Here is a 25,000-nt window from a genome sequence, read left to right as displayed (position 1 = left end):
AGGGGGGACAGGATTGATGAGCATAGCGCCGGACCATTGCCGCGCCGTTGCCGCCGGGTGCGCCCGATGACGTCACAGGTCGTCGAGAACGTGCTGCAAGCGCTGGTGGCCGGGCTGCTGGCCGGGGCGATCTACGGCTTGATGTGCGTCGGGCTCGGGCTGATTTTCGGGGTCATGCGCGTCATCAACTTCGCGCAGGGCGACTTCATGATGCTCGGCATGTACGCCGCCTATTACCTGTTTCTTTCCGCGGGCATCCAGGACGTATTCGGCAACATCATCGGCCCGTATGTGGCGATCCTGCTGTCCGGCCCGCTGCTGTTCCTGTTCGGTTACGCGATTCACCGGTTCCTGATTTCGCGGGTCACCGGGCGGCGCACGGCGCAGCTCGAAGGCGAGGGCCATTTCGCACAGCTGATCCTCACGCTCGGCGTCGCGCTGGTGCTGCAGAATGGGGGCCTGATCGTGTTCGGATCGGTGCTGGCCTCGATCCGCACGCCATTGTCGTCCAGCGCCTGGGAAATCGGACCGTTGTGGGGCGATTTCATCAGCATTTTTGTCAACAAGTCGCGCGGCATCGCCGCGCTGATCTCGATCGTCGCCATGGCCCTGCTCGCCGTCCTGATTACGCGCACGCGGATAGGCAAGTCGCTGCGCGCCTCCGCGGACAATCCGGTGGCGGCGACCTATATGGGCATCGATATCGATCGTTCGTACAGGATCGCGTTTGGTCTCGGCGCCGCCGTCACCGCGGTCGCGGGCGGGCTGCTCGCCACCAACTACCCGTTTCATCCCTATATCGGCATCGATTACGTCATCGTCATGTACGCCGGCGTCGTGCTTGGCGGCATGGGCAGCATCATCGGGGCGTTCTGGGGCGGCATGACGATCGGGCTGGTTCAGCAGCTCTCGACGCTGGTGCTGCCGACCCAGCTTCAGAACGCGGCGATCTTCGTCGTCTTCCTGCTGATCGTTTTCCTGCGTCCCCAGGGATTCTTCGGCCGCATGGTGGAGAGAACCTGATGCGGTCCCTGGTGCCGATCCTGATCGCCGCGCTGATCTACGCCTGCCTCACGCTGGTCGTCAGCAATTCGTACTATCAGCTGATGCTGACGCTTGTGCTGGTTTGGGCGAGCTTCGGATTGGCCTGGAATATCCAGTCCGGCTACACCGGCCTAGTGTCGTTCGGTCATGCGGCCTTCTTCGGGCTGGGCGCCTACACCACGGCGCTCGGCCAGATCTACTTCGACCTTACGCCGTGGCTGCTGATCCCGATTGCGGCCGTCATCGGTGGCGTTTCCGGCCTGCTGATCGGTTTCCCGACGTTCAGGCTGCGCGGGCACTACTTCGCGCTGGCGATGCTGGCCTACCCGCTGGCGATGCTCTACGTGTTCGAGTGGCTCGGCTTTCAGGAACTGACGCTGCCGATCAAGCGCGACGCGCCGCTCGCCTATATGCAGTTTTCCGATCCGCGGCTTTACACCCTGGTCGCGCTCGCGATGCTGCTTGCGATTGTGCTGATTACCCGCGCCGTCGAGCGCTCGCGGTTCGGAATGGCGCTGCTGGCGATCAAGCAGAACGAGGCGGCGGCGGAGGCCGCGGGCATCGACGCGCTGGCCTGGAAGCTGCGTTCCATCGTGCTCTCGGGCGCGATCGCCGGCGCCGTCGGCGCGTTCTACGCGGTCGTGTTGCTGGTGGTCACGCCGCCGTCGGTATTCGGCATGCTGGTCTCGGCGCAGGCGCTGACGGTTGCGATGTTCGGCGGCGTCGGCACGGTGTGGGGACCGCTGATCGGGGCTGTCATACTGATCCCGGTCGGGGAAATCCTCAACGCCGAGCTGGGCGCGCGAATCCCCGGCATCCAGGGCGTGATCTACGGCCTCGCCATCATCGTCGTCATCCTGGTGGCGCCGGAGGGCGTATTCTGGACGTTGCGGGATCGGCTGAGGCGCGGAGCGCGAACCGCCGCCGCGATGACGCCGGAATTGTCGGCGCCGGCCGCGCCGCTTGCGCCGGCAGATACTCGTCCCGCCGGCCAGCCGCGAAAGCCGCCGTCCGGCGAGATATTACTGTCCGTGAAGGGTTTGTCGAAGTCGTTCGGTGGGCTCAAGGCGGTGCAGGACGTCAGTTTCGATGTGCACCGGGGCATGATCCTTGGAATCATTGGGCCTAACGGCGCCGGCAAGACCACGCTGTTCAACCTGCTCAACGGATTCCTGCCTCCCAGCTCCGGCGAAGTCGTGTTCGACGGCCGCAACATGGTCGGGTGCAGGCCGCACGTGCTCTGCAAGGCCGGGGTCGGGCGCACGTTCCAGATCATGCGGCCGTTTCCCCGCATGTCCGTCCGCGACAATGTCCGCGTCGGCGCCTACGTTCAGGCAGCCAACGAGCAGGAGGCGCATCATCTCGCCGCCGACGCCGTGAATCGCGTGGGTCTCAGTCCGGTCGCCGACAAGATGGCGGCCGAGCTCACCACCAAGGAGCTTCGCCTGATGGAGATCGCCCGCGCGCTGGCGGGGAAACCTCGCCTGCTTCTGCTCGACGAAACCCTGGCGGGTCTCGGCCACGGCGAGGCCGACGAGGTGACCGCCATCGTTCAGCGGCTGGCGCGGGACGGCATGACGGTCGCGATCATCGAGCACACCATGCAGTCGATGGTTCGCCTCGTCGATCGGTTCCTTGTGCTTGATCACGGCGCGGTGCTTGCCGACGGCGAACCGGAGCAGGTCACCCGCGACCCGCGCGTCATCGAGGCCTATCTCGGCAAGAAATGGGTGGCACATGCTCAGGCTTGAGGGTGTCTGCGCCGGCTATTCGGTGCTGCCGGTCCTGAACGATGTTTCGCTCAACGTCGAGGCCGGGCAATTCGTCGCGATCGTCGGACCGAACGGCGCCGGCAAGACGACGCTGTTCAAGACGATTTCCGGCATCGTGCAGCCGAGCGCCGGCGCGATCCATTTCGAAGGCGTCGACCTGCTCAAGGTTTCCGCGGCGGCGCGGCCGCATCTCGGCATCGCCCACGTTCCGGAAGGCCGTCAGGTGTTTCCGTCGCTCTCGGTGATGGAGAATCTGGAGATGGGTGCGTTCACCGAGGCCGGCCGCCGCGCCTGGAAGGACAATATCGAGCGCATTTTCACCCTGCTGCCGGTGCTGGCCGAGCGGCGGCGCCAGTTCGCCGGGACATTGTCCGGCGGCGAGCAGCAGATGCTGGCGATCGGGCGCGGGCTGGCATCGGCTCCCAAGCTGTTGATGCTCGACGAACCGTCGATGGGACTGGCGCCCGCGATCGCCGATTTCATTTTCGAAAAACTGATCGAGATCCGCGCCCAGACCCGGCTGACGATTCTGCTGGTCGAGCAGCGCGTCGCCGAAGCGCTGGAATCGGCCGATCATGGCTATGTGCTCGAAGCGGGCCGGGTAGTGCTCGAAGGCAATAAGGAGACGCTGCGGGCCGACGATCGGGTCCGGCAGGCCTATCTCGGAATGTAAATCAACGAAGCCAAAAAAGCGGCTCGACAAAAGGAAACGCAATAATCGATCGGCGACCAAACAGGCAAACCACAACACACCGGAGGGAACCATGACCGACCACACACCACTCGCGCTGACACGGCGCACGATGCTTGCCGCCACCGCACTTAGCCTCGCCGCGCCACGCGCCTTCGCGCAGGCGGCCGCGGACGTCAGGATCGGACTGATCGTGCCGCTGTCGGGGCTCTACGCGCGGCCGGGTGCTGTGATGCGCATGGGGGCCGAGATGGGGGTCGACCACATCAACAGCGCCGGCGGCGTCAAGGCGCTCGGCGGCGCCAAGCTCAAGCTGGTCGTCATAGACTGCGGCGACACCACGGAGAAGGCCAAGAACGCGGCCCAGCGCATGGTCGCGCAGGAGACCGACCTCGTCGCCGCCAGCGGCGCCTATCTGAGTTCGTTCACCCTCGCGGTGACCGAGGTGACCGAGCGTGCGCAGCTCCCGGTGCTGACGCTGTCCTACTCCGATCTGATCACCGACCGCGGGTTCAAATATGTGTTCCAGACCTCCGCCACGGCGGGATCGCAGGCCAGACAGGCCTTGCCGCTGCTGATGAAGCTGGCGGAGACCGCCTCCGGCAAGCGCCCGAAGACGGTGGCGATCATCGGCGATAACACCGCCTCGTCGGTGGCATCGGTGAAGCCGATGCGCGAAGGCCTGCTCAAGGAGCTTGGTCTCGAACTGGTGATGGACGAGACCTTCACGCCGCCGCTATCCGACGCCACGCCGCTGGTCCAGAAAGTGCGCGCGTCTCGGCCCGACATGCTGTTCTTCCTTCCGACCGTGATCTCCGACGGCAAGCTGATTCTGGAAAAAATGAACGAATTCGGCCTCGGCCAGGGCCGCATCCCGACCATCTCGTTCGGCATCGCGATCGCCGAGCCGGACATTCTGCAGACCATCAGTCCGGATCTGCTGCAGGGGGTTATCACCTGCGTCGGCAGTTGGGCGACCAAGGGGCATGAGGACCTGGTGAAGGAACTCAAGACCCGCTTCAACGAGCCCTGGATGACCCAGAATGCCATTTCGACCTATGGCGACATGTGGCTCATCAAGGAGGCGCTCGAGAAGGCCGGCAAGGCTGACAAGTTAGCCGTCGCCGAGGCGCTGCGGACGATGGATGGCGGGCCGTCCAAATACTATCCCGGCGGCATTCTCAAGTTCGACGAGAAGGGCCGGCGTGTCGATGCCGAAATGACCGTCGTGCAGTGGCAGAAGGGCATCCCGGTCACCGTCTTCCCCCAGAAGCTCGCTGTCGCCGAGCCGTTCTGGCCGAAGCGTTGAAATCATCGGCCGCGAGGCGGATGGTCGTTTGAACCTGGACAAAGGAAAGAAACTGATGAGCAAGGAAACTTTTGATCGTGGTCTGGCCATCCGGAAGGATGTGCTGGGCAAGGAATTCGTCGAGAAGTCGTTCGAGAGCGCCGATGACTTCAACATGCCGATGCAGGAACTGACGACCGAATACTGCTGGGGCTATGTCTGGGGCCGCGACGGCCTGCCGCGCAAGACCCGCAGCATGCTGAACCTGGCGATGCTGAGCGCGCTCAATCGCAATCACGAATTGCGCATGCATCTGAAGGGCGCGCTGAAGAACGGCGTAACCAGAGACGAGATCCGCGAGATCTTCCTCCAGGTCGCGATCTATTGCGGAGTGCCGGCCGGCGTGGATTCGTTCCGGACCGCGCGCGAGGTGTTCGCCCAGGTCGATGCGGAAGCCAAAGGAGCCTGATAGCCGCTATAGAGCCGCTCGCGGCCGTTCCGCCGGTCGCACGGCGGGACGGCCAATATAACGGAAACCATCATGCAGCTCACCATCAAGCAGGCGCACCAACTCGCGGTTCGCGTCATGTCGGCGGTCGGTCACGACGAGGCCGATGCCGGCCTGATCGCCGATCATCTGATCGATTGCGAGCTGCGCGGCTTGAGTTATGGCGGACTGGCGCGCGCCATCAGCATCGCCGAGAGGATTGCGCGCAGCGGCGACCGCCGTCGTCCGATCCGGATTCGACAGGAGACCCCGGTGTCGGCGCAACTCGACGGCGGCGATCACCTCGGCTACATCGTCGCGCATCGCGCCACCGCGATCGCGATCGAGAAGGCGGGGATTTCGGGCATCGCGGTCGTCGGCGCCAACGAGACCTGGTACACCGGCATGCTGTCCTACTATGCCGAGATCGCGGCCGCGCAGGGGCTGGTCAGCATGATTGCATCGAATGCTTCGCCCTGGGTTGCTCCGCACGGCGCGACCGAAGGCCGGCTTGGCACCAATCCCATCTGTTTCGGCTTCCCGAGCGCCGACGAGCCGGTGATCTGGGATGTCGGCACTTCGGCGATCATCCACGCCGAAGTGACGTTGGCGCGCCGCCTCGGCCGGCAGTTGCCGGACGATGTCGCGTTCGACCGCGACGGCGAGCCGACCCGTGATCCGGCTTCCGCTCTCGCGGGGGCCTTTGCCGCGTGGGGCGGACACAAGGGATCCGGTCTCGGCATCGTCGTGCAGCTGCTTGGCATCATGGCGGGCTCGCCGCCAATTCCCCCCGACCTCGCGGACTTTGGATTCGTCATTGTGGCGATGCGGCCGGATTTGCTGGGTTCGGCCGAGACGTTTCGCAACAACGTGTCGGCTTATGCGGATGCGGTGCGATCGGCACGGCCCGTCGCGGGCGGCGGCCCCGTACGGATGCCGTTCGACCGCTCGCGGCAGGACCGCCGGCGCCGGCTCGCCGAAGACAGCATCGAGATTCCCGATCTCGTGTTCGAGCAATTGACCGGCATCGCCGAACGCCGGCCGATGGGAGCCGCCTGATGATGGCCGCCGCACCGCGCCGCTCGGCTCTCGTCACCGGCTCAAGCGGAGGCCTCGGCTACGCGATCGCCGAAAGTCTCGCGGCCGCCGGATATGACATCGTGCTGCACGGAATTGACGCGCCTGAAGATGTCGAGCCCGCGCGGCTGGCGCTGGCGGCACGCCATGGCACCACCGCGGTTTACTGCCGGGCCGATCTATCCGATCTGGCCGAAATCGAACGGCTGATGACCTTCGCGCGCGAGGCGTGCGACGGTCCCGATGTCGTCATCAACAATGCCGTGGTCCGTCATTTCGCCCCGATCGAGCAATTTTCAGCCGCCGATTGGCAACACTCGCTTGCCGTCAATCTCACGGCGCCGTTTCACGTCATCCGGCTGGCGCTGCCGGGGATGCGGGCCGCGGATTTCGGCCGCATCGTCAACATGTCGTCGCACTATGGACAGCGCGGCGCCGAGGGGCGGGTCGACTACGTCACCACCAAGACCGGAATCCTTGGCCTGACGCGCGCCGTGGCGCTGGAGACCGCCGGTACCGGCATCACCTGCAATGCGGTCAGTCCGGGAACACTGCCGACGCCCGCCATCCTCGGCCGGATCGACGCCATGGCGGCGGCGCGTGGCATCTCGCGCGATGAGGCCACCCGCGACTACATGAAGCAGCGCCAGCCGAGCCACCGCTTCGTCCGCCTGGAAGATGTCGGCGCGGCGGTGGCTTTCCTGTGCGGACCAGCGGCGCGCGACATCACCGGCGCGGTGATCCCGATCGATGGCGGCTGGTCGGCGGCTTGAGCCGGTGCGGGGATCGGTTCACTGCCGTCCCGCATCGCCCCGGTCGAGCGTTCGGACAGCGCGTTTACGCCCGTCTTCGAAGCGCCATGGCTTCACCCGAAGCGATCTTCATATCTGGCGAGCGCGAGGTCTGCCGTGTCGATTTCGGGCTTACGACCCGACAGCAAGTCGGCGAGCACCCGCGCGGAACCGCACGCCATGGTCCAGCCGAGCGTGCCGTGACCGGTGTTGAGATGAAGGTTGGCGTAACGGGTGGCGCCGATCACCGGCGGACCGTCCGGCGTCATCGGCCGCAACCCGCTCCAGAACGTGGCCTCGGTCAAGTTGCCGCCGCGCGGAAACAGCTCGGTCAGGGAATGCTCCAGCGTCGCTCGACGCGCCGAATAGAGCTTGTCGGAATAGCCTGAAACTTCGGCGGTGCCGCCGACACGGATGCGATCGCCGAGCCGCGTGATGGCGACCTTGTAGCTTTCGTCCATCACCGTCGACACCGGCGCGGCATCGGGATCGATCACCGGCACGGTGATCGAGTAACCCTTGACGGGATAGACCGGGATCGAAACGCCGAGCGGCCTGAGCAGAAGCGGCGACCAGCTGCCGAGCGCGACCACATAGGCGTCAGCGCGCAACACCCCGGCGCTTGTGATGACACCTGATATCCCCTTGGCGTCCGTTTCCAGCCGCTCGATCGTGGTGTTAAGGCGAAACTGGACGCCGAGCTTGGCGGCATGGGCGGCGAGCGCCAGCGTGAACATATGACAATCGCCGGTCTCGTCCTGCGGCAATCGAAGACCGCCGGCGATCCTGTGCTTCACCGCGGCAAGCGCCGGTTCGGCAGCGATACAGCCATCGCGATCGAGCACCTCATAGGGCACGCCGTACTGTTGCAGCACGGCGATGTCGCCGGCGGTGCCATCGAGCTGTGACGGCTTGCGGAACAATTGCAGCGTGCCGCGGCTGCGCTCGTCATAGTGGATCGGGATCTCGTCACGCAGCGCGCGCAGGCAGTCGCGGCTGTATTCGGCCAGCGGAATCATGCGGCTCTTGTTGACCGCGTACCGCGCCGACGTGCAGTTGCGCAGCATCTTGATGAGCCATGACCACATCGCGGGATCGAGCTTCGGCCGCAGCACCAGCGGGCCGTGCTTCATCAACAGCCATTTGACCGCCTTGATCGGCACGCCGGGGCCGGCCCAGGGCGAGGCATAGCCGGGCGATACCTCGCCGGCGTTGGCGAAGCTGGTCTCGCGCGCCGGCTCCGGCTGGCGGTCGACGACCGTCACCTCGTGCCCGCTACGTGCGAGGTAATACGCCGTCGTCACGCCGACGACGCCGCCGCCGAGAACCAGTACCTTCACGATCATTCGCTCCCGCTGCGACCAGGCTTACGCAAACTTCAGGCCGTCCGCATCTGACGAATCGAACAATCCGCGGAAGGTCTCGTCATCCGGTTCTATCTCCGTGCCGCATTGCTTTGGCCGCCAATGGATGAAGGCGCAGCCGGGGTGAAATTGCGCTGCAGCTTCTTGGCCGCCAATTCACGCAATTTGTTGCGGTCAAGCTTGTTGGTCGAAGCCAGCGGCAGGCTGTCGACAAACCAGATCGAGCGGGGGTGCTGATAGGCCGGCGCGTTCGCAAGGGCGAAGGACTTCAGATTGCTCTCGTCGAGGTTGCTTCCTTCACGCTTCACCACGAATGCCACCGGCTTGGTACCCTTGATATCGTCGTCCACCGGCACCACGCAGGCCTGGATCACGTCCGGATGGGTCTCCAGCATCTTTTCGACTTCGCCCGGGAAAATATTTTCGCCGCCGCTCACGAACATGTCGTCGGTCCGCCCGAGGAAATAGTGGAAGCCGTGTTCGTCGCGGCGAAACACGTCGCCGGTGATATAGAAGCCGTCCTGGGTAATGGGTGACGCAACATCCGGGCGATTGTGATAGCCGTTCATGATCGCCGGGCTTTTCATCTCGAGCACGCCAACGTCAGAAGGCTTTCCGTCTTCCCCGACAAGACGCAGCTGGACCTTGGGGTGCGGATAGCCGACCGACATTTCGGGCTGTGGCAAGCCTTGCGGGTGTGGCCCGAATACGACGGGTCCGGCCTCGGTTGTGCCATAGGCATTGGTAACGGCCGCTTTTGGCAGGGCGCGGTGGATTGCCTCCATCAGACTGTGACTGACGGGGGCCGATCCCATGCGCAGGAACTCGACACTGGAGAGGTCGGTCGCCGCGAGCCGTTCTCTGTCATTCAGCATCATCGCGATCATCGGCGGAACCGCGGTGAGCCATGTGCAGCGATAGTCCGCGATGGCTTCCAAATAGAGTTGCGCGGTGAACTGCGGCAGCAAGATCACGGTTGCGTGGGCCGCATGCGCCAGCTGGCTCATGGCCAGCGCGTTCATGTGGTAGAGCGGGGCTGCGACCAGAAAGCGATGGCGCGACATGTCCTGGGCGGCCATTCGCGTTTCGACAACCCAGATATGGCTCTGGTGCGAGAGCACGACGCCCTTGGGTCGCCCCGTCGAACCCGAGGTGTAGAGAAACATCGCTGGTTCACGGTTCGCCGCCGCGATGGGCGCGAACGGACCCGGCTTCAGAAAGCCGGCGAACTCGCTGCCTTCGCCGTCGAACCGGATGCGCGGCAGATCGTTGGGCGCGCTGTCGAAGCGCCGCGCGTCGCAGAAGACGAGCCTGGCGCCCGAGTCACGAATGATATAGTCGATCGTAGCGGGCGGGAATTTGAAGTTGACCGGCACCGCGACAAAGCCGGCGCGCATGATGCCGTGAACCGTCGTGAGATATTCGAAGCGGTTGGCGGACAGAATGGCCACCCGGTCACCGCGCGCCAGGCCACGCGCGACGAGAGAGCGGGCGACCGCATTGGCCTCGGCTTCGAAATCCCGGTAGCTGAAGCGGCGCTCCTGGCCGGTGCCGAGATCGATGATGGCGACCTTGTCGAGATCGCAGGCGCTCGGCGTCAACGCTCCCAGATTTGTAAACGGAGGAATTTGGGACACGATGGAGTCTCTGTCAGGCCGGCGGCGATGTCAGATAGGTTCCGCGCCCGCTCGCCAACAGGCGCCCCTCCTTGTCGAAAACCTTGGCTTCCGCCACCGAGAACTGCTTGCCGAAATGCACGATCTCGCCGCGGATCGTCAGCACGCCGGGCATCGCGGCGCGATGGTAGTCGACGCGCAGATCCACCGTTGGAACTCCGCGTCCGGTCTTGGAGACCATGGCCCAATCCGCGGTGAGGTCGACCAGTGTCGCAAGGATGCCGCCATGGGTATACCCTCGATCCGGGTTGACCACCCACTCTTCGCGCCAGTTGGCCGTCAGCTCGATCGTGCCCTCGCCAACCGCGACGACGTTCAATCCGAGCCATTGATGGAACGGACCGCGCGACAACAGCTTCTGCACGTCTTCGACGCTGGGGACTTCACTCATCGGACGGAAACCTCTTTTGGTCCTTCTCTGCCATGAAGGGCGGACAGGACGATGATCAGAAAACTTGCTTCGCTGCGTCACCCGGCGTCGGGTGAAACCGCGGCAGTCAGGGGACGACGACGACCTTGCCGATGACTTCACGATCCTTGATCAGACGCAGACCTTCCGCCGCCTTCTCGAGCGGCAGCACCTCGTCGATGACCGGCTTGATCTTCTTCTCGACAATCATCTTCATGAGGTCGGTCAGGTTCTCCTCGTAAAAGCTGTTCGAGCCGATCACCTTCAGCTCAAAACTCCAGATGTAGCGCAGATCCTCCTTCGGATCATGCCCGGCGGTGGCGCCGCACACCAGCAGGCTTCCGCCACGCTTGAGGCAACGCAACGACGGCACCCAGGTTTCGCCGCCGGTGAAATTGACGACGACATTGACGCCGCCGTCATAGCTGCGCCGTTGCGGCTTGCCGTATTTTTCGATCGCCCACTTCGAGAAATCGACTTCCTTGTAGTTGATCGCCTCGTCGGCGCCCATCGCCTTGAGCTTTGCCATTTTCTCCGCGCTGCTGGCGCAGGCAATGACTTCGGCGCCGAGCAGCTTGCTCAGGATGACGCAGCCGGTGCCGACGCCGCCGCTGGCGCCCAGGATCAGGACGCGGTCGCCCTTGCGGACGGTGTTGTGGGTGATCAGCATGCGGTGCGCGGTGCCGTACGCCACCGGCAGGGACGCCGCCTCCTCGAAGCTGACGCCATCGGGCATGGCGATGAGCTGGTCGGCTTCGACGAGGCAATATTCCGCCATGCCGCCATCGAGCATCTCGCCCATCAGGCCTTTCTTCTTGTTGAGCGGATTGACGAGCACGCGGCTGCCGACCTTCCAGCCGGAAACCCCTTCGCCGATCTCGACGATCTCGCCCGCCATATCGAGGCCGATCACGACGGGCAGCGGCACCTTGATGCCCGGCATGCCCTGCACCGTGAATACGTCGTGATAGTTGAACGACGAGGCGCGGACGCGAATGACCACCGCTCCGGCCCTCGCCTTTGGTTTCGGGTGATCCTCGACCACCGCCAGGTTTTCCAACCCGCCATGTTGGCGCAGAACCAGCGCCCTCATCGTTTCCGACATGCTGTTTTCCTGTTCAATGACTGGCCTGCTTCAAGCGCCGGGGCGAGAGTGCGGCCGACTTCCAAGCCCAGTGTTGGCGGCAGTTTGCTGAGGGGAGCCGCAAGATCAAGGTGTATTCCTCGCAACCCACCCATTCGAGGAAAGATTTCGCACTTTCGAGGACAGTGGCGCAATAGGATTTCCCGCTTGCTGGCGCGCTGTGTTAAAAAACCTTCCGGGCTTGGTTCTGAGACGGGGAATGGCGCATGGATGATCTCGATCTCGCTCTTTTGCAGATCCTGCAGGAGGATGCGACGCTGAAGGTGGCTGAAATAGCCGAAAAGGTCGGGCTTTCGCCAACCCCCTGCTGGCGCCGGATTCAGAAACTTGAAGAGGAAGGCCTGATTCGCAAGCGCGTCGCCTTGCTCGATCCGGTGAAGCTGCGCGTCGGCGTCACCGTCTTTATTGCCATTCGCACCAATCAGCACAACGCCGCATGGATGAAGAAGTTTACCGCGATCGTGATGTCGATCCCCGAGATCGTCGAGTTTTACCGGATGAGCGGCGACGTCGACTACCTCCTGCGCGCGGTGGTGCCGGATATCGCCGGTTACGATGCGGTCTACAAAAGGCTGATCGAGAAGATCGAGTTGGGAGATGTCAGCTCAAGCTTTGCGATGGAACAGATCAAATTCACCACCGCTCTGCCGTTGCAGTTCGCGGCGCGCGGCGAGACGGCATCGAAAGGCGCGAAAGAGACATGACGGAAAAAGGCGGTCGTTAGCGGGTATCCTGCATTGCCGCTTCGACGATCTCGTCGATCGAGGGCAGCAGCTCGGCGATTGGCGTACCCCCACGCCTTTCAAGAAAAAACGTCACGACGTTGCGAAGAACGGAACGGAGGTCTTCCGCGTTCACCGCGTCCCGCTCCGCAGGCCGCAGCGGCAGGCGATCCGCCAGCAGCTGATTTTGCAATCGTTCGGCGGCGAGTTCGATCGACTTTACTTTCGAGCGGAATTGCTCGGTCTCGCTGCTCGGGGCCGGCGACGGCCCCGCCTTCAGGCCTACGCGAATGGCACGGAGCGGTCGAACGATCTGCTCGCGCCACGGATGGCAGGCCTCATCCAGTTCCCGGATCTCGGGAAGCGTCAGCAATATGCGATGCCTGACGGCCGCGTATCCGACCATGAGAAACATCATGACGTCGACGCCCGCCCGGTTCTGCAATTGGAGGCAGGCATCCGCGACCCCGGGCCGGGCATAGATATCAAGAGCAAATGCCCAGCTGTCGGCCTCCAGTTCGGGCCGGGACAGCTTCATGAAAGGCGCTGCTTCATGAATCGGCATTCTTGATCGAATTCAAGCCGCCCCAGCGGCTGACGGCCTTCGTTTCGATATCGAACAGGTCAAGCACCCGCCCGAGGGTATGATCGACCATCTGTTCAAGGCTTTCGGGGCGGGCGTAGAACGCCGGTGCCGGCGGATAGATGATCGCGCCCATTTCGGTGGCCGCGGTCATGGAACGCAGATGGCCGAGGTGAAGCGGGGCTTCACGGACGATCAGGACAAGACGGCGCCGTTCCTTCAGGACCACATCGGCCGCGCGTGTCAGCAAGGTCGAGGTCACGCCCGAGACGATCTCGGAGAGGCTTCGCATCGAACAGGGCGCCACCACCATGCCCAGCGTTCTGAACGACCCGGAGGAAATCGAAGCCCCGACATTGTCGACCTGGTGAACGACATCGGCCAGCGCCGAAACGTCGGCGACGCCGATATCCAGCTCCTGCGTCAGCGTAATCTTCGCCGACCGGCTCATGACCAGATGGGTTTCGATGTCAGTCGCCTGCAGCAGGCCCAACAACCGAACGCCGTAAACGGCCCCGGAGGCGCCGGTTATTCCGACGATCAATCGCCGCGGAAGTGAATGCATCGGAATAGAACCAGTCCTTGACGAGATGGCCGGACGCCGCATCGCCGGAATAGCACAAAGTCGGTGCCCCGTTGAGTTCCGATCGCGCAAGTCGCCGCTCTTCACCTCAGCAACTGCACGTTAATTGTTCAATTGGCGAAAATATGACAATATTTTACCCGAATATCAAGATTTTACGCAAATACGCACTAAAAATATGGTATTTTGGGAAATTACGCGTAGACTTCCGCTTGGAACATCCGACTCAAACCAGAACTGCAAGGGCAAAGGACATGCGAACGATCGGGCTATTGGGCGGTATGAGCTGGGAAAGCACCGCGGTCTATTACCGGCGCATCAACGAGAGCGTCCGCGAACGCCTGGGCGGCTTGCATTCCGCCAAGGTGATCATGCACTCGGTCGACTTCGAAAGCATTGTGGCGCTGCAGAAGAGCGATGCGTGGGACCGCGCCGGAGCCCTGCTTGCAGACCTGGCGCGGGATCTCGAAACCGCCGGCGCGGATTGCGTCCTGATCTGCACCAACACCATGCACAAGCTGGCCGATACCGTGCAACGCGCGGTAACCGTTCCGCTCCTGCACATCACCGATGTAACGGGAGCCGCGGTCGCCTCCGCCGGCTGTCGCCGGCCACTGCTGCTCGCGACGCGCTATACGATGGAACAGGATTTCTATCTCGCGCAACTCCGCGACAAGCACGGGCTTTCGCCGATGGTGCCGGATGCCGACGACCGCACCGCCGTGCATGACATCATCTTCAACGAATTGTGCCGCGGCGTGGTGCGCGAAACCTCACGCCAGCGCTATCTCGATATCGTCGCGGCTGCCGCGGCCGATGGCGCCGATAGCGTCATCCTGGGCTGCACGGAAATTGGCCTGCTGGTGGGGCCGCAGCATTTCGATCTGCCGGTGTTTGATTCGACGCTCCTCCATGCCGACGCGGCGGTCGCCTTCGCGCTGGACAGGCGCGACGAACCGGAGCGGAGCGCGGCGTAGCGCGCAAGTCACGAAGTCATCGGGCCTCGAAGCATAAAGACGGCCGCTCTCAGATGATCGAAACCCGGGTCAGGCAATCCTGGCTTGTTCAGTCCCGCCGCCGTCGAGCTGCGGCACTGCAATGCCGGGGTCGGTCGGTAGCAGGTCCTTGCGCATGTACGTATTGGAGTTGCCGTTGAACAGCGTGCCGACAAGCCCGCGGTCGAGATCGCTGGTGCCGAACAGGGCATCGCAGATCGGAAAGGTGAGATTGAAGTTTTGCGTCTGCATGAAACCGAGCACGTGATGAATGGTGTGCATGCGGCGGACCGTGTTGACGAGCGGAATATACTTCAAATAGGGATGCCGCTCGTCGTCGAGATGCGACAGCGTGTGCAGGCCTTCATACATTAGGTAGTAGGCCGCCATCGTGAACACCGTGATGTATCCGGCGTTGGCCGAGATCGACAGACCTAGCAGGAACGCCGGCGGCAGCGCAGCCAGCACGAAGCCCAGCGGCGCGAATGGCGGGAACAGCAGCGCCCGCCACTCCTTGTGGCCGTGATAGGTCAGGTCGTGATGGGTGAAGAACTGGTGATGCACCGTGCAGTGGCGTTTGTAGATCATCTCCAGCCCCTTCACCGGGCGGTGGAGAATGTAGCGGTGCGCGGCCCACTCGATCCAGTTGCCGAACAGCGCGATCGGAATCACCAACAGCCACTCCCAGCCCGCGTTTTGAATGTGGCGCCAGCACAACCACATCGCGGTGCCGGTGACCAGCAGCGTGAAGCCAAGATGGATGGCGCCGTGATACCATGGCGGCGTTTCCGCGATGAATTTGTCGCGAAACAGGCGCTGACGTTCCTGTTCGCGGCGATCGCGGCCCGCATCTTGAATTGCCACGTCCATGTTGCTCTCCCTCGTTGTGTTTGGCCGGCCGGCATGGGCCGCTACCGGGCTGTTTGAGGGCAGCTTATTCCGGGGGCGGTCGCCCGGGCTTTGCTGCAGCGGGGAGGATTTATCGTTTCGGATGATTTTTTGCCGCCTGATCCGTACCCGTCGCCGGCAATTCGGGTTATCGTTCGGGGCTGCCATATGAAAGACCTGCCGGTCGGAGATCAACGGTGACCAGGGCTTTGAGCATCCTTCGGGGCCGCTTTGGACGCGTGGCCCTCCTCGACATGGACACCTCGCTGGTGGAACATGCGCATCCGCATTGCCACCTGATCTTCAAGGCCAGCGGCCCAGACCAGAATTTTGTGGTCGAAGAGCAGACGGTGCCGTTGCGAAGCGACATGCTCGTCGCCGTCAACTCGTGGCAGCAACACGCCTATCTGCATCGTCAGGGTGCCGAGCGGACCTTGTTTCTCGCGCTTTATATCGAGCCGGGCTGGCTCGCGGCTGCGGATCGGGCTTTCGTCAATTGCGCCGAGCCTGGGTTCTTTCCCCGTGCGGGGATTCCGATCACCAGCGAGATCAACCGGCTTCGCGCCAATCTGGTGCGGCGGATGGCGGATCCTCATGACCAGCACGACGAGCTGCAGGAATCGATCCTCCAGCTTTGTCTCAACGTGTCGCACGGGTTTTCGGACTGGCGCGATCAAGGCGCGAGGCTGCGGAAGCATCACGGGCCTCGCGATTATCGCGTCGGCCGGGCGCTACGGCATATGCGCGAGCGTGCGGCCGAGGCGGTCGATCTCGATGCCGTCGCCCGGCTTGCCGGCCTGTCTCGCCCGCACTTCAATCATCTGTTCCGCAGCTGTACCGGCGTCAGCCCGCGGGTCTACGCCAATGCCCTTCGCGTCGAGACGGCGGTCAGCCGGCTGCGCCAGCAGCAGGATGAGATCGGTGAGATTTCCGAACATCTCGGCTTCAGCGCCCAGAGCAATTTCACGCGATTTTTCCAGCAACATGCGGGAACCTCGCCGAACCAGTATCGGCGCGTGATGGCCGATCTCGGCTGATTGGTTGCCTTTGCGGGGCCGTTCGGCCATGAAGGGTTCCCTGACGGAGCGAGCGATGGAAGCAACGCGTACCAACACCGATACCGCCGGCCACAACGCGCATCCGGATTTGCGCGGCTGGCTGCAATGGCTCTCCGCCACCGACCGGCTCGCGGTCGCGCGCAAGGGCCTCTCGCTGATCGACGAACTGGCGGCGGTCGCCAAGAAGCTCGAAAATGAGCGCGCCGTGCTGTTTCCGTCACCCGGTCAGCATTCGATTCCCGTGGTGGCGAACCTGTTTGCCGACCGCAGCTGGATCGCGGATTCGCTCGGCGTTCCCACCGGCGAACTGCTGTCGCGGTTCCAGAACGCGGTTCGTCATCCGCTGCCATGGGTCGAGGTCATGGCGGCGCCGGTGCAGGATGTCGTTCATCACGAGGTCGATCTGCTCAAGCAATTGCCGATCCCCAAGCACAACGAACACGACAGCGGGCCCTACATTACGGCGGCGCTCCTGATCGCGCGCAATCCGAAGACCGGAATTCAGAACGTTTCGATCCACCGCTGTCAGATAAGCGGTCCGGACCGCATTGGCGTTCTGCTGCTGCCCCGGCACACCCTGCATTATTTCCGGATGGCCGAGGAAGCCGGTGAGGCGCTGGAGATCGCGCTGGTGATCGGCGTGCATCCGGCCTGCATTCTTGCTTCCCAAGCGATCGCCGCGCTGGACGTTGACGAAATGGAAATCGCCGGCGCGCTGCTCGGCCAGCCGGTCGAGATGGTCAAATGCAAGACCAACCGGGTGCGCGTGCCCGCGCATGCGGAAATCGTCATCGAAGGCCGCATCCTGCCCAAGGTCCGCGAGCCCGAAGGGCCGTTCGGCGAGTTTCCGCAATATTACGGCCCGCGCGCCGACCGCGAAGTGATCCAGGTCGATGCGATCACCCACCGCAAGAATCCGATTTTTCACACCATTGTCGGCGGCGGAACCGAGCATCTGCTGCTCGGCGGCATTCCGCGCGAGGCGACGCTGCTGGAGCACCTGCAACGCAGTTTTCCCTCGGTGCGCGACGTGCGTCTTACCCGCGGCGGCACCTGCCGCTATCACCTCGCGGTCAAGATCGACAAGGCCAGCCAGGGCGAGCCGAAGAATATCATCATGGGTGCGTTCGGCGGCCATTACGACCTCAAGCAGGTGGTCGTGGTCGACATGGATGTTAATATTGACGACGAAAGCGAAATCGAATGGGCCATTGCGACCCGCTTTCAGGCCGACCGCGACCTCGTCATCATCTCGGGCGCGCAGGGCTCGAAGCTCGATCCGTCCTCGAACAATGGCATCAGCGCCAAGATGGGGATCGACGCGACCAAGCCGCTGGCAACCGAGCCGATGGAGTTCAAGCGCATTCACGTGAAGGGCGTCGAAAACGTTGATCTCGATGCAGCACTTCAGGATGATCCCAAGGCTGCCTTTGCGCGGATCATCGCCGGCTGAGGTCAAGAGGTTGACCCCAGATAAAACAACGCTGGCTCAAGCCAGGGGAATGCAACGAGGGAACGGGACGGACCGTCGTCTGGCATGACAGCCAGCGCGCGTCGCTATCTGGGAGAGATGCCATGTCGACAGCGCTGCGGATCGCGTACGGAGCCTTTGGCCGGGTCGCCCTTCTCGATATGGACTGGTCGCTGGTGCGACACGCCCATCCGCATTGTCACGTGCTGCTGAAGGTCGAGGGTGCGGACACCCAGTTCGTCGTCGGCGACAAGGTCTATCCGCTTACCAATGACACCGCCGTCCTGGTGAACGGCTGGCAGCCGCATTCCTATGTCCATGATCCGGAGCGGCCGCGCACCGTCATCCTGGCGCTTTATATCGAACCGGAATGGCTGATGGCGTTCCGTCCCGGCTGGGCCGCGAGCGGCGCGCCGGGCTTCTTTAGCCATCCGTCCGGCGACGTCTCGCCGCGCATCCGCGGCCTCGCCATGAATCTCGCGGCCGACATGATGGCCCGCCCCGAGGCGCGGACCGCCCATGAAGCGCTGCTGTCGGATTTGATGATCTCGGTGATCGAGCGTTTTACCCCCTGGCGAAGCTTTCCGGCTTCGATCAGGGAAATGAGCGTCCGCTCGGGCGACTGGCGCATCCGCAAGGTTGCCGCCTCGATGCGGTCTGAAACCAGGCGCGGTGCCGCTCTTGATAGCTTCGCCAGGGAGGCCGGATTGTCGCGCGCGCATTTCTTCCGGCTGTTCGAGGCCTCGATCGGCGTGCCGCCCAAGGTCTATATGAATGTCGTGCGCATGGAGAAGGCGGTCGATGCGGTGCTGAATCAATCCGCAACCGTCTGCGACATCAGCAACCAGCTTGGCTTTGCCGAGCCTGCGCATTTTACCCGCTTTTTTCGCAATCATGTCGGCGTCAGCCCGCGCGAGTTCCGGAATGTTTCCCGGCTCGCAAGTTGATGCTGCACCGCAGCGACGATGCGAAATGAGACGGGATGGTAAGTTTCGAGATCGGCCGGCATGGCCAGATCCGCGGGGTCGGCTGAATACTCTCGCCTGACGCATCCGAAGTGCGCGCGGGAGAACGTTCGGGATGGCGGAAGCCGCCAGCCACCTCATTGCCAGTGATGAGCCCGGCTCGCCGTGGGTCGGCCGGTCGATCCCGCGCGTCGAAGATTCGGCGCTGCTGACCGGGCGCGGCCGCTTCATCGACGATCTCGGGGTTCGCCCCGGCACCCTTCACGCGGCGATCCTGCGTTCGCCGCACGCCCACGCGGATATCGTCTCAATCGATTTGTCCGCGGCGAAGCAGGCGCCCGGCGTGATCGCTGTCCTGCATGGCGAGGACGTCAAGTCGCTGACGACGAGCCTCGTGGTCGGCGTCAAGGCGCCGGTCGAATGCTGGCCGATCGCGGTTGGGCGCGTGCGCTTTGTCGGCGAGCCGGTCGCGATTGTCGTCGCCACCGATCGCTATCTGGCCGAAGACGCGGTCGATCTGATCGACGTGCGCTACGCGGCGCGACCGGCTGTGGTCGACCCGCTCGCGGCGCTGCGCCCCGAGGCGCCGATTCTGCACGACGGCTTTGCGGGCAATGTCGCCAGCGACCGGACCTTTCGCTACGGCGATCCGGAGCAGGCGTTCGCAAAGGCTGCGCACCGGATCGGTATCGACATTCGCTACCCGCGCAATTCCTGCACGCCGATCGAGACCTATGGCGTGGTGGCCGAGTACGACCCGGGCGACGATTCCTACGACGTGCTCGCCAATTTCCAGGGTCCCTTCAGTATCCATGCGGTGATCTCGCGGGCGCTGAAAGTTCCGGGCAATCGCCTGCGGCTGCGCACGCCGCCGGATTCCGGCGGCAGTTTCGGCGTCAAGCAGGGCGTCTTTCCCTACATCGTGCTGATCGCCGCGGCCGCGCGCGCGGCGGGGCGCCCGGTCAAATGGATCGAGGACCGGCTCGAGCATCTGACCGCATCGGTTTCCGCCACCAACCGGGCCACGACGCTCACCGCGGCGGTTGCCGACGACGGCCGGATCCTCGCGCTCGATTGGGACCAGGTCGAGGATTGCGGCGCGCATCTGCGCGCACCGGAGCCGGCGACGCTCTACCGCATGCACGGCAACCTGACCGGTGCTTACGACATCCGTCATCTCAAGGTCCGTAACCGCGTCGTCGTTACCAACAAGACCCCAACGGGACTAAATCGCGGTTTCGGCGGCCCGCAGATGTATTTCGCGCTGGAGCGGCTGGTTCAGCGCATCGCGGTCGAACTCGGCCTTGATCCGCTCGACATCATCACCCGCAATCTCGTCTCGGCCGATGCCTTCCCGTACCGGACCGCGAGCGGCGCGCTGCTCGATTCCGGAAATTATCAGGAGGCGATCAAGCGCGGCGTCGACGAGGGGGCGCTCGCCGAACTCAAATCGCGCCGCGACGCGGCGCGTGCGCAAGGACGGCTATACGGCATCGGCTATACCGCCGTGGTCGAGCCCAGCGTGTCCAACATGGGCTACATCACCACCGTGCTGACGCCGGCCGAGCGCCGCAAGGCCGGCCCGAAGAACGGCGCGCAAGCCACCGCGACGGTCGCGATCGATCCGGTCGGAAGCGTATCGGTTCACGTCGCCTCGGTGCCGCAGGGACAGGGCCATCGCACGGTTCTGTCGCAGGTCGTGGCCGACGTGTTTGGCCTGAAGCCGGCCGATATCCGGGTCAATACCGAGCTCGATACCGCCAAGGACGCCTGGTCGATCGCGTCCGGCAATTACGCCAGCCGTTTCGCGCCGGCGGTGGCCGGCACCGCCAGGCTCGCCGCCGAGCGCATTGCGCAGAAACTGGCGCGCATCGCCGCGAGCCAGTTGAACACGGCGGTCGAGGATATCGCATTCACCGGCGGCCAGGTTGGGTCGAAACGCAACCCCGACAACAAGCTGTCGTTCTCCCGTGTCGCCGGATTGAGCCATTGGTCGCCCGCCGCGCTGCCCGACGGCGTCGGACAGACCATTCGCGAAACCGTGTTCTGGACCCCGCCGGAACTGACTGCCCCGGATGAAGCCGACCAGATCAACTCCTCGCTCTGCCACGGTTTCATTTTCGATTTCTGCGGCGTGGAGATCGATCGCACCACCTTGCAAACGCGGATCGACCGCTACGTCACCATGCACGACTGCGGCACCATCCTGCACCCGGCGATGGTCGACGGGCAGATCCGCGGCGGCTTCGCGCAAGCCCTCGGCGCCGCGCTCTACGAGGAATATGCCTATGCCGCCGACGGCAGTTTCCTGACCGGGACCTTCGCGGATTACTTGCTGCCGACGACGGCGGAGGTTCCGGATCCGCTCATTCTCCACATGGAAACGCCGTCGCCGTTCACGCCGCTCGGCTCAAAAGGCGTCGGCGAGGGCAATTGCATGTCGACCCCGGTCTGCATTGCCAACGCGGTGGCCGATGCACTGGGGGCAACCGACCTCGAATTGCCGCTGGTGCCGGCGAAGCTCGCCGAGATCGTGCGCGGCGCCGAGACCGCGCCGCCCGCGGGCCGCGCCGCCGGGATAATCGAGAAGCGCGGCGACCGGCGACTGCGCGGCGAAGGCGAGGCCAGTGTCAGCGCGCCAGCCCAGCGCGTCTGGGACATGCTGCTCGATCCGGCGACGCTTCAGGCGGTGATCCCCGGATGCCACGCGGTTCAGAAGGTTTCGAACACGCATTTCCGCGCCGACGTCACGATCGGCATCGGTCCGGTGAAGGGACGCTACCGCGCCGACGTCAAGCTGTCCGACCTCGATCCGCCGCGGGCGGTGACGCTCGGCGGCGCTGCCGAGGGCGCGCTCGGCTTTGGCAGCGGCGAAGGACGCATCACGCTGGTTCCGGCCGAGAATGGTGGAACAACCGTCCGCTACGTCTACCGGGCGGCCATCGGCGGCAAGGTAGCCAGCATCGGCGGCCGCCTGCTCGACGGCGCCGCGCGGGTGATCATCGGGCAATTCTTTGCGGCGTTGGCGCGGCAGGCGGGCGGCGGCGCAACGGAGTCGACTACCGTTTTCGCAAAGCTGCGGCGTTGGTTCGGAGGTCGCCGATGAAGCCCGCCGCGTTCGACTATGTTCGCGCCGAGCACGTCGACGAGGCGCTTGAGGTGCTTGGCCGGGAAGGCAGCGACGCGCGCATCATCGCCGGCGGGCAATCGCTGATGGCGATGCTCAACATGCGGCTGGCGAGGCCGAAAACGCTGATCGACATCATGCGGCTTCCCGAACTCGCCCGCGTCGAACGCCGGGCGGGAATCGTGACGGTCGGGGCGGCGGTCCGCCAGGCCGCGCTACTGGATTGGTCGGACCTCGGCGAGAGCCTGCGGCTTGCGGCGCTGGCGCTGCCGTGGACCGGTCATGCGCAGACGCGAAGCAGGGGCACGGTGTGCGGCTCGATCGCGCATGCAGATCCCAGCGCCGAGATGCCGCTGGTGTTGCGGGCGCTCGGCGGCGAGGTGCATCTGCGCAGCGCCAGGCGGCGCCGGCGCGTTGCGGCCAAGGATTTCTTCACCGGCATGATGGCGACAGCGCGCGACGATGACGAGTTGATCGAAGCTGTATCCTTTCCCGCCGATCAGAAGCGCTGCGCATTCCGTGAAGTGGCGCGCCGTCACGGCGATTTCGCCATTGTCGCCTGTGCCGCGGTGGCAACGGTGGACGGCGTTCGCCTCGCCGTTGGCGGCGTCGCGGACATGCCGGCGGCGCGGGAGTTTCCCCGGCTTGGGGGCAGCGCGCTTGATGACGCCTTGAACGCGTTCGCCTACGAGCTCGACGCCCGCGACGACGTCCATGCGACGGCGCGGTACCGTCGCGACCTCGTGCGCATGATCGGCCGCGATCTGGTGCGGGAGGTGCTGCGATGAGCCGATTGCCAGCCGGTCAGCGTCACGCCGTTCGCTTCACGCTCAACGGCAGGCCGTGCGCCGGCGAAGCCGAGCCGCGGATGCTGCTGACCGATTTCCTGCGGCATCAGATCGGGGTGACGGGCACCCATGTCGGCTGCGAGCACGGCGTGTGCGGCGCCTGCACCGTCGACATCGATGGCAAGCCCGCGCGTGCCTGCCTCACGCTTGCGGTGCAGATCGACGGCTGCGCGTTAAGGACGGTTGAAAGCCTCGCGCCGTCAGCGGATCGCCTTGGCATCCTGCAGGCGGCGTTCAAGCGCAACCATGCGCTTCAGTGCGGCTACTGCACCGCCGGCATTCTGATGTCGCTCGACTGTTTCCTGCGCGAAAATCCGCGCCCGGACGAGGCGGCGATTCGCGATCTGCTGACGGGGCATCTGTGCCGTTGCACGGGCTATACGCCGATCGTGCGCGCGGCGCTTGAGGCGGCCGCGGAAATGAGGGGCGATGTGAGCAGAGAGACATCCGATGCTTGACCTTGGAACCAGTTTTGTCGCAAGCGTCGCGCGCGATCCCAACGCCCTGGCTATTGTCGATGACGGCGTCCGCCTGACCTACGCGCAATGGTATGCGCGCATTTCTTCGCTGGTGGCTGCCTTCGATCGCATCGGTCTGAAACCCGGCGATCACGTCGTCACCGTGCTGCAGAATTGCGAGGCCGCCGCCACGCTGCATTGGGCCAGTCAGCTCGCGGGCATCGTGATCACGCCGGTCAACTGGCGCGCCAAGGAGGACGAACTCGACTTCTGTATCGAAAACTCCGAAGCCTGCGCTGTGGTGTACCAGGATGTTTCCGCGCCGGCGGTCGAAAAATCGCGGCGCGCAGCGGCGCTCGCAACGATTTACGTCGGCAGTGATGATGCCGCCGGCAAATTCGACTTCCACCGCATGATCGCCGAGCGCGCACCGGACGCGACGCCGCGGGTCAGCGCTGAAGCCTGGTCGATCATGCTCTATACCTCCGGCACCACCTCGCGGCCCAAGGGCGTGCCGCGGCGGCACCGCGCCGAACGGGCCGCGGGCATCGCCCACGTCGCCCAAAATCTGTACCGGCGCGGCGAGCGCACGCTCGGCGTGATGCCGCTTTATCACACCATGGGCGTTCGCTCGCTGATCGCGATGTCGCTGATCGGCGGCACATTCGTATGCCTTCCGCGCTACGACGCCCAACAGGCGCTGGCGCTGATCGAGGCGGAGAAGATCACCAATCTGTATCTGGTCCCGACGCTGTACCACGATCTGGTCCACGCGCGGGAATTTGCATCCGCCGACGTATCGAGCGTGCGAAAGCTTGGTTTCGCGGGCGCATCGATGACCGACGGGCTCCTGAAGACGCTGAACGAGGCGTTTCGTCCCGATCTGTTCGTCAACCATTACGGCAGTTCGGAGATCTATACCTTCACGATCGATCAGAACGCGCCTGCCAAGCCCGGCTCGGCGGGGAAGGCCGGCATCAACCAGCAAATAAGAGTCGTCAAGCTGAACGCCAATTCGGCGGCGGATCTTGCGGCGCCCGATGAGGAAGGCGAGATCATCGCGCTGCTGGCCGGTGATGAGTCGTTCGAGGGTTACTGGCGCCGGCCCGACGCCGATGCCAAGTCGCTGCGGGACGGCTGGTATTTTACCGGCGATACCGGTTTCGTCGACCGCGATGGCGATCTGTTCGTGACCGGCCGCGTCGACGACATGATCATTACCGGCGGCGAAAACGTCTCGCCGGTCGAAATCGAAAGCTGCCTTTCGCTGCACCCGGCCGTGCTCGAAGTCGCCGTCGTCGGTCTTGCCGATGAAAAATGGGGCAAAATCGTCGCGGCTTTTGTGAAGCGCAGGGGACCCGTGACCGAGCAGGAACTCGAGCAGTTCTGCCGGACGTCCGGGCTTGCCAATTTCAAGCGCCCGCGGCGCTTCGTCTTCGTCGATGCCTTGCCGAAATCTCCGGTCGGAAAATTGTTGCGCCGCCTGCTCGTCGCCGGCGACTACCAGATCGAACACGCGCCGCCGTCAAGCGCGGCCTGACACAACAGAAAGGAAGCAA

General features: G+C 64.1%; 23 protein-coding genes. 16 read left to right on the top strand and 7 right to left on the bottom strand.

Features of this window, described 5'->3' with window-relative positions; translation table 11 throughout:
* The first annotated feature begins 66 nt into the window (after positions 1-66).
* The 7 genes from E8A46_RS12160 to E8A46_RS12130 all read left to right on the top strand — a co-directional run bounded on the left by E8A46_RS12160 (position 67) and on the right by E8A46_RS12130 (position 7,132).
* Positions 67-1,023 carry a branched-chain amino acid ABC transporter permease gene (locus E8A46_RS12160; RefSeq protein WP_291560828.1) on the top strand — a complete coding sequence of 319 codons (957 nt, stop codon included), beginning with the start codon at positions 67-69 and terminating at the stop codon, positions 1,021-1,023.
* Entirely contained in the window at positions 1,023-2,795 is a 1,773-nt protein-coding gene (locus E8A46_RS12155; RefSeq protein ID WP_291560826.1) for a branched-chain amino acid ABC transporter ATP-binding protein/permease, read from the top strand. Before E8A46_RS12160 ends, E8A46_RS12155 begins: the two co-directional genes overlap by 1 nt.
* A complete protein-coding gene (locus tag E8A46_RS12150) occupies positions 2,782-3,489 on the top strand; it encodes an ABC transporter ATP-binding protein (RefSeq protein ID WP_291560824.1) in 708 nt (235 codons plus the stop codon). The genes E8A46_RS12155 and E8A46_RS12150 overlap by 14 nt, the downstream gene beginning before the upstream one ends.
* A 91-nt stretch (positions 3,490-3,580) precedes the next feature.
* Entirely contained in the window at positions 3,581-4,816 is a 1,236-nt protein-coding gene (locus E8A46_RS12145) for an ABC transporter substrate-binding protein (RefSeq protein WP_291560821.1), read from the top strand.
* Between the two features lie 55 nt (positions 4,817-4,871).
* Positions 4,872-5,264 carry a carboxymuconolactone decarboxylase family protein gene (locus E8A46_RS12140; RefSeq protein WP_291560819.1) on the top strand — a complete coding sequence of 131 codons (393 nt, stop codon included), beginning with the start codon at positions 4,872-4,874 and terminating at the stop codon, positions 5,262-5,264.
* A 72-nt stretch (positions 5,265-5,336) separates the two neighbouring features.
* Positions 5,337-6,341: an Ldh family oxidoreductase gene (locus tag E8A46_RS12135; protein ID WP_291560816.1), complete on the top strand. Its 1,005-nt coding sequence runs from the start codon at positions 5,337-5,339 to the stop codon at positions 6,339-6,341.
* A complete protein-coding gene (locus E8A46_RS12130; RefSeq protein ID WP_291560814.1) occupies positions 6,341-7,132 on the top strand; it encodes an SDR family oxidoreductase in 792 nt (263 codons plus the stop codon). The genes E8A46_RS12135 and E8A46_RS12130 overlap by 1 nt, the downstream gene beginning before the upstream one ends.
* A 92-nt stretch (positions 7,133-7,224) precedes the next feature.
* Here E8A46_RS12130 and E8A46_RS12125 read toward each other — a convergent pair whose 3' ends face one another.
* The 4 genes from E8A46_RS12125 to E8A46_RS12110 form a co-directional block, all read right to left on the bottom strand.
* Positions 7,225-8,490, bottom strand: a complete 1,266-nt coding sequence (locus tag E8A46_RS12125; RefSeq protein ID WP_291560811.1) for a D-amino acid dehydrogenase — start codon at positions 8,488-8,490, stop codon at positions 7,225-7,227.
* A 95-nt stretch (positions 8,491-8,585) separates the two neighbouring features.
* Entirely contained in the window at positions 8,586-10,151 is a 1,566-nt protein-coding gene (locus E8A46_RS12120; protein ID WP_291560808.1) for a class I adenylate-forming enzyme family protein, read from the bottom strand.
* Between the two features lie 13 nt (positions 10,152-10,164).
* Complete coding sequence (locus tag E8A46_RS12115; protein ID WP_291560806.1) at positions 10,165-10,581, bottom strand: PaaI family thioesterase; 417 nt, start codon at positions 10,579-10,581, stop codon at positions 10,165-10,167.
* A gap of 106 nt (positions 10,582-10,687) precedes the next feature.
* Positions 10,688-11,704 carry a zinc-binding dehydrogenase gene (locus E8A46_RS12110; RefSeq protein WP_291560803.1) on the bottom strand — a complete coding sequence of 339 codons (1,017 nt, stop codon included), beginning with the start codon at positions 11,702-11,704 and terminating at the stop codon, positions 10,688-10,690.
* A gap of 245 nt (positions 11,705-11,949) precedes the next feature.
* On the opposite strand from E8A46_RS12110, the gene E8A46_RS12105 reads away from it, so the two are divergent.
* Positions 11,950-12,447 (top strand): Lrp/AsnC family transcriptional regulator, encoded by a 498-nt coding sequence (locus E8A46_RS12105; protein WP_291560801.1) that lies wholly within the window; start codon positions 11,950-11,952, stop codon positions 12,445-12,447.
* 16 nt (positions 12,448-12,463) lie between these two features.
* Here the strand turns inward: E8A46_RS12105 and E8A46_RS12100 are convergent, their stop codons facing one another.
* Together E8A46_RS12100 and E8A46_RS12095 are read right to left on the bottom strand one after the other, a co-directional pair.
* On the bottom strand, positions 12,464-13,003 hold the full coding sequence (locus E8A46_RS12100) for a TIGR02444 family protein (protein WP_291560797.1): 540 nt from the start codon (positions 13,001-13,003) through the stop codon (positions 12,464-12,466).
* A 13-nt stretch (positions 13,004-13,016) separates the two neighbouring features.
* Positions 13,017-13,613 carry a UbiX family flavin prenyltransferase gene (locus E8A46_RS12095; RefSeq protein WP_291560795.1) on the bottom strand — a complete coding sequence of 199 codons (597 nt, stop codon included), beginning with the start codon at positions 13,611-13,613 and terminating at the stop codon, positions 13,017-13,019.
* Between the two features lie 272 nt (positions 13,614-13,885).
* Between E8A46_RS12095 and E8A46_RS12090 the strand changes: the two genes are divergently transcribed.
* Positions 13,886-14,608, top strand: a complete 723-nt coding sequence (locus tag E8A46_RS12090) for an aspartate/glutamate racemase family protein (protein ID WP_291560793.1) — start codon at positions 13,886-13,888, stop codon at positions 14,606-14,608.
* Between the two features lie 69 nt (positions 14,609-14,677).
* Here E8A46_RS12090 and E8A46_RS12085 read toward each other — a convergent pair whose 3' ends face one another.
* Entirely contained in the window at positions 14,678-15,496 is an 819-nt protein-coding gene (locus E8A46_RS12085; RefSeq protein ID WP_291560790.1) for a sterol desaturase family protein, read from the bottom strand.
* A 215-nt stretch (positions 15,497-15,711) separates the two neighbouring features.
* On the opposite strand from E8A46_RS12085, the gene E8A46_RS12080 reads away from it, so the two are divergent.
* From E8A46_RS12080 to E8A46_RS12050, 7 genes are all read left to right on the top strand, one after another.
* Positions 15,712-16,551 carry an AraC family transcriptional regulator gene (locus E8A46_RS12080; protein ID WP_291560789.1) on the top strand — a complete coding sequence of 280 codons (840 nt, stop codon included), beginning with the start codon at positions 15,712-15,714 and terminating at the stop codon, positions 16,549-16,551.
* 55 nt (positions 16,552-16,606) lie between these two features.
* On the top strand, positions 16,607-18,025 hold the full coding sequence (locus tag E8A46_RS12075; RefSeq protein WP_291560787.1) for a UbiD family decarboxylase: 1,419 nt from the start codon (positions 16,607-16,609) through the stop codon (positions 18,023-18,025).
* A 122-nt stretch (positions 18,026-18,147) separates the two neighbouring features.
* Entirely contained in the window at positions 18,148-18,990 is an 843-nt protein-coding gene (locus E8A46_RS12070; RefSeq protein WP_291560785.1) for an AraC family transcriptional regulator, read from the top strand.
* Between the two features lie 133 nt (positions 18,991-19,123).
* On the top strand, positions 19,124-22,114 hold the full coding sequence (locus tag E8A46_RS12065; RefSeq protein WP_291560784.1) for a molybdopterin cofactor-binding domain-containing protein: 2,991 nt from the start codon (positions 19,124-19,126) through the stop codon (positions 22,112-22,114).
* A complete protein-coding gene (locus E8A46_RS12060) occupies positions 22,111-22,923 on the top strand; it encodes an FAD binding domain-containing protein (RefSeq protein WP_291560783.1) in 813 nt (270 codons plus the stop codon). Before E8A46_RS12065 ends, E8A46_RS12060 begins: the two co-directional genes overlap by 4 nt.
* Entirely contained in the window at positions 22,920-23,441 is a 522-nt protein-coding gene (locus E8A46_RS12055; RefSeq protein WP_291560782.1) for a (2Fe-2S)-binding protein, read from the top strand. Before E8A46_RS12060 ends, E8A46_RS12055 begins: the two co-directional genes overlap by 4 nt.
* Positions 23,434-24,981: an AMP-binding protein gene (locus tag E8A46_RS12050; protein ID WP_291560781.1), complete on the top strand. Its 1,548-nt coding sequence runs from the start codon at positions 23,434-23,436 to the stop codon at positions 24,979-24,981. The genes E8A46_RS12055 and E8A46_RS12050 overlap by 8 nt, the downstream gene beginning before the upstream one ends.
* Positions 24,982-25,000: the final 19 nt, after the last annotated feature.

This window comes from Bradyrhizobium sp. (assembly GCF_004799445.1).
Taxonomy (GTDB): domain Bacteria; phylum Pseudomonadota; class Alphaproteobacteria; order Rhizobiales; family Xanthobacteraceae; genus Bradyrhizobium.
Note: the sequence above shows the minus strand (reverse complement) of the source record. Positions and strands in the feature narration are given on the sequence as shown.

Coding starts and splice junctions, on each gene's coding strand:
- E8A46_RS12160 (WP_291560828.1), top strand. CDS start 67: ATGACGTCACAGGTCGTCGAGAACGTGCTGCAAGCGCTGGTGGCCGGG.
- E8A46_RS12155 (WP_291560826.1), top strand. CDS start 1,023: ATGCGGTCCCTGGTGCCGATCCTGATCGCCGCGCTGATCTACGCCTGC.
- E8A46_RS12150 (WP_291560824.1), top strand. CDS start 2,782: ATGCTCAGGCTTGAGGGTGTCTGCGCCGGCTATTCGGTGCTGCCGGTC.
- E8A46_RS12145 (WP_291560821.1), top strand. CDS start 3,581: ATGACCGACCACACACCACTCGCGCTGACACGGCGCACGATGCTTGCC.
- E8A46_RS12140 (WP_291560819.1), top strand. CDS start 4,872: ATGAGCAAGGAAACTTTTGATCGTGGTCTGGCCATCCGGAAGGATGTG.
- E8A46_RS12135 (WP_291560816.1), top strand. CDS start 5,337: ATGCAGCTCACCATCAAGCAGGCGCACCAACTCGCGGTTCGCGTCATG.
- E8A46_RS12130 (WP_291560814.1), top strand. CDS start 6,341: ATGATGGCCGCCGCACCGCGCCGCTCGGCTCTCGTCACCGGCTCAAGC.
- E8A46_RS12115 (WP_291560806.1), bottom strand. CDS start 10,581: ATGAGTGAAGTCCCCAGCGTCGAAGACGTGCAGAAGCTGTTGTCGCGC.
- E8A46_RS12110 (WP_291560803.1), bottom strand. CDS start 11,704: ATGTCGGAAACGATGAGGGCGCTGGTTCTGCGCCAACATGGCGGGTTG.
- E8A46_RS12105 (WP_291560801.1), top strand. CDS start 11,950: ATGGATGATCTCGATCTCGCTCTTTTGCAGATCCTGCAGGAGGATGCG.
- E8A46_RS12100 (WP_291560797.1), bottom strand. CDS start 13,003: ATGAAGCTGTCCCGGCCCGAACTGGAGGCCGACAGCTGGGCATTTGCT.
- E8A46_RS12095 (WP_291560795.1), bottom strand. CDS start 13,613: ATGCATTCACTTCCGCGGCGATTGATCGTCGGAATAACCGGCGCCTCC.
- E8A46_RS12090 (WP_291560793.1), top strand. CDS start 13,886: ATGCGAACGATCGGGCTATTGGGCGGTATGAGCTGGGAAAGCACCGCG.
- E8A46_RS12085 (WP_291560790.1), bottom strand. CDS start 15,496: ATGGACGTGGCAATTCAAGATGCGGGCCGCGATCGCCGCGAACAGGAA.
- E8A46_RS12075 (WP_291560787.1), top strand. CDS start 16,607: ATGGAAGCAACGCGTACCAACACCGATACCGCCGGCCACAACGCGCAT.
- E8A46_RS12070 (WP_291560785.1), top strand. CDS start 18,148: ATGTCGACAGCGCTGCGGATCGCGTACGGAGCCTTTGGCCGGGTCGCC.
- E8A46_RS12065 (WP_291560784.1), top strand. CDS start 19,124: ATGGCGGAAGCCGCCAGCCACCTCATTGCCAGTGATGAGCCCGGCTCG.
- E8A46_RS12060 (WP_291560783.1), top strand. CDS start 22,111: ATGAAGCCCGCCGCGTTCGACTATGTTCGCGCCGAGCACGTCGACGAG.
- E8A46_RS12055 (WP_291560782.1), top strand. CDS start 22,920: ATGAGCCGATTGCCAGCCGGTCAGCGTCACGCCGTTCGCTTCACGCTC.
- E8A46_RS12050 (WP_291560781.1), top strand. CDS start 23,434: ATGCTTGACCTTGGAACCAGTTTTGTCGCAAGCGTCGCGCGCGATCCC.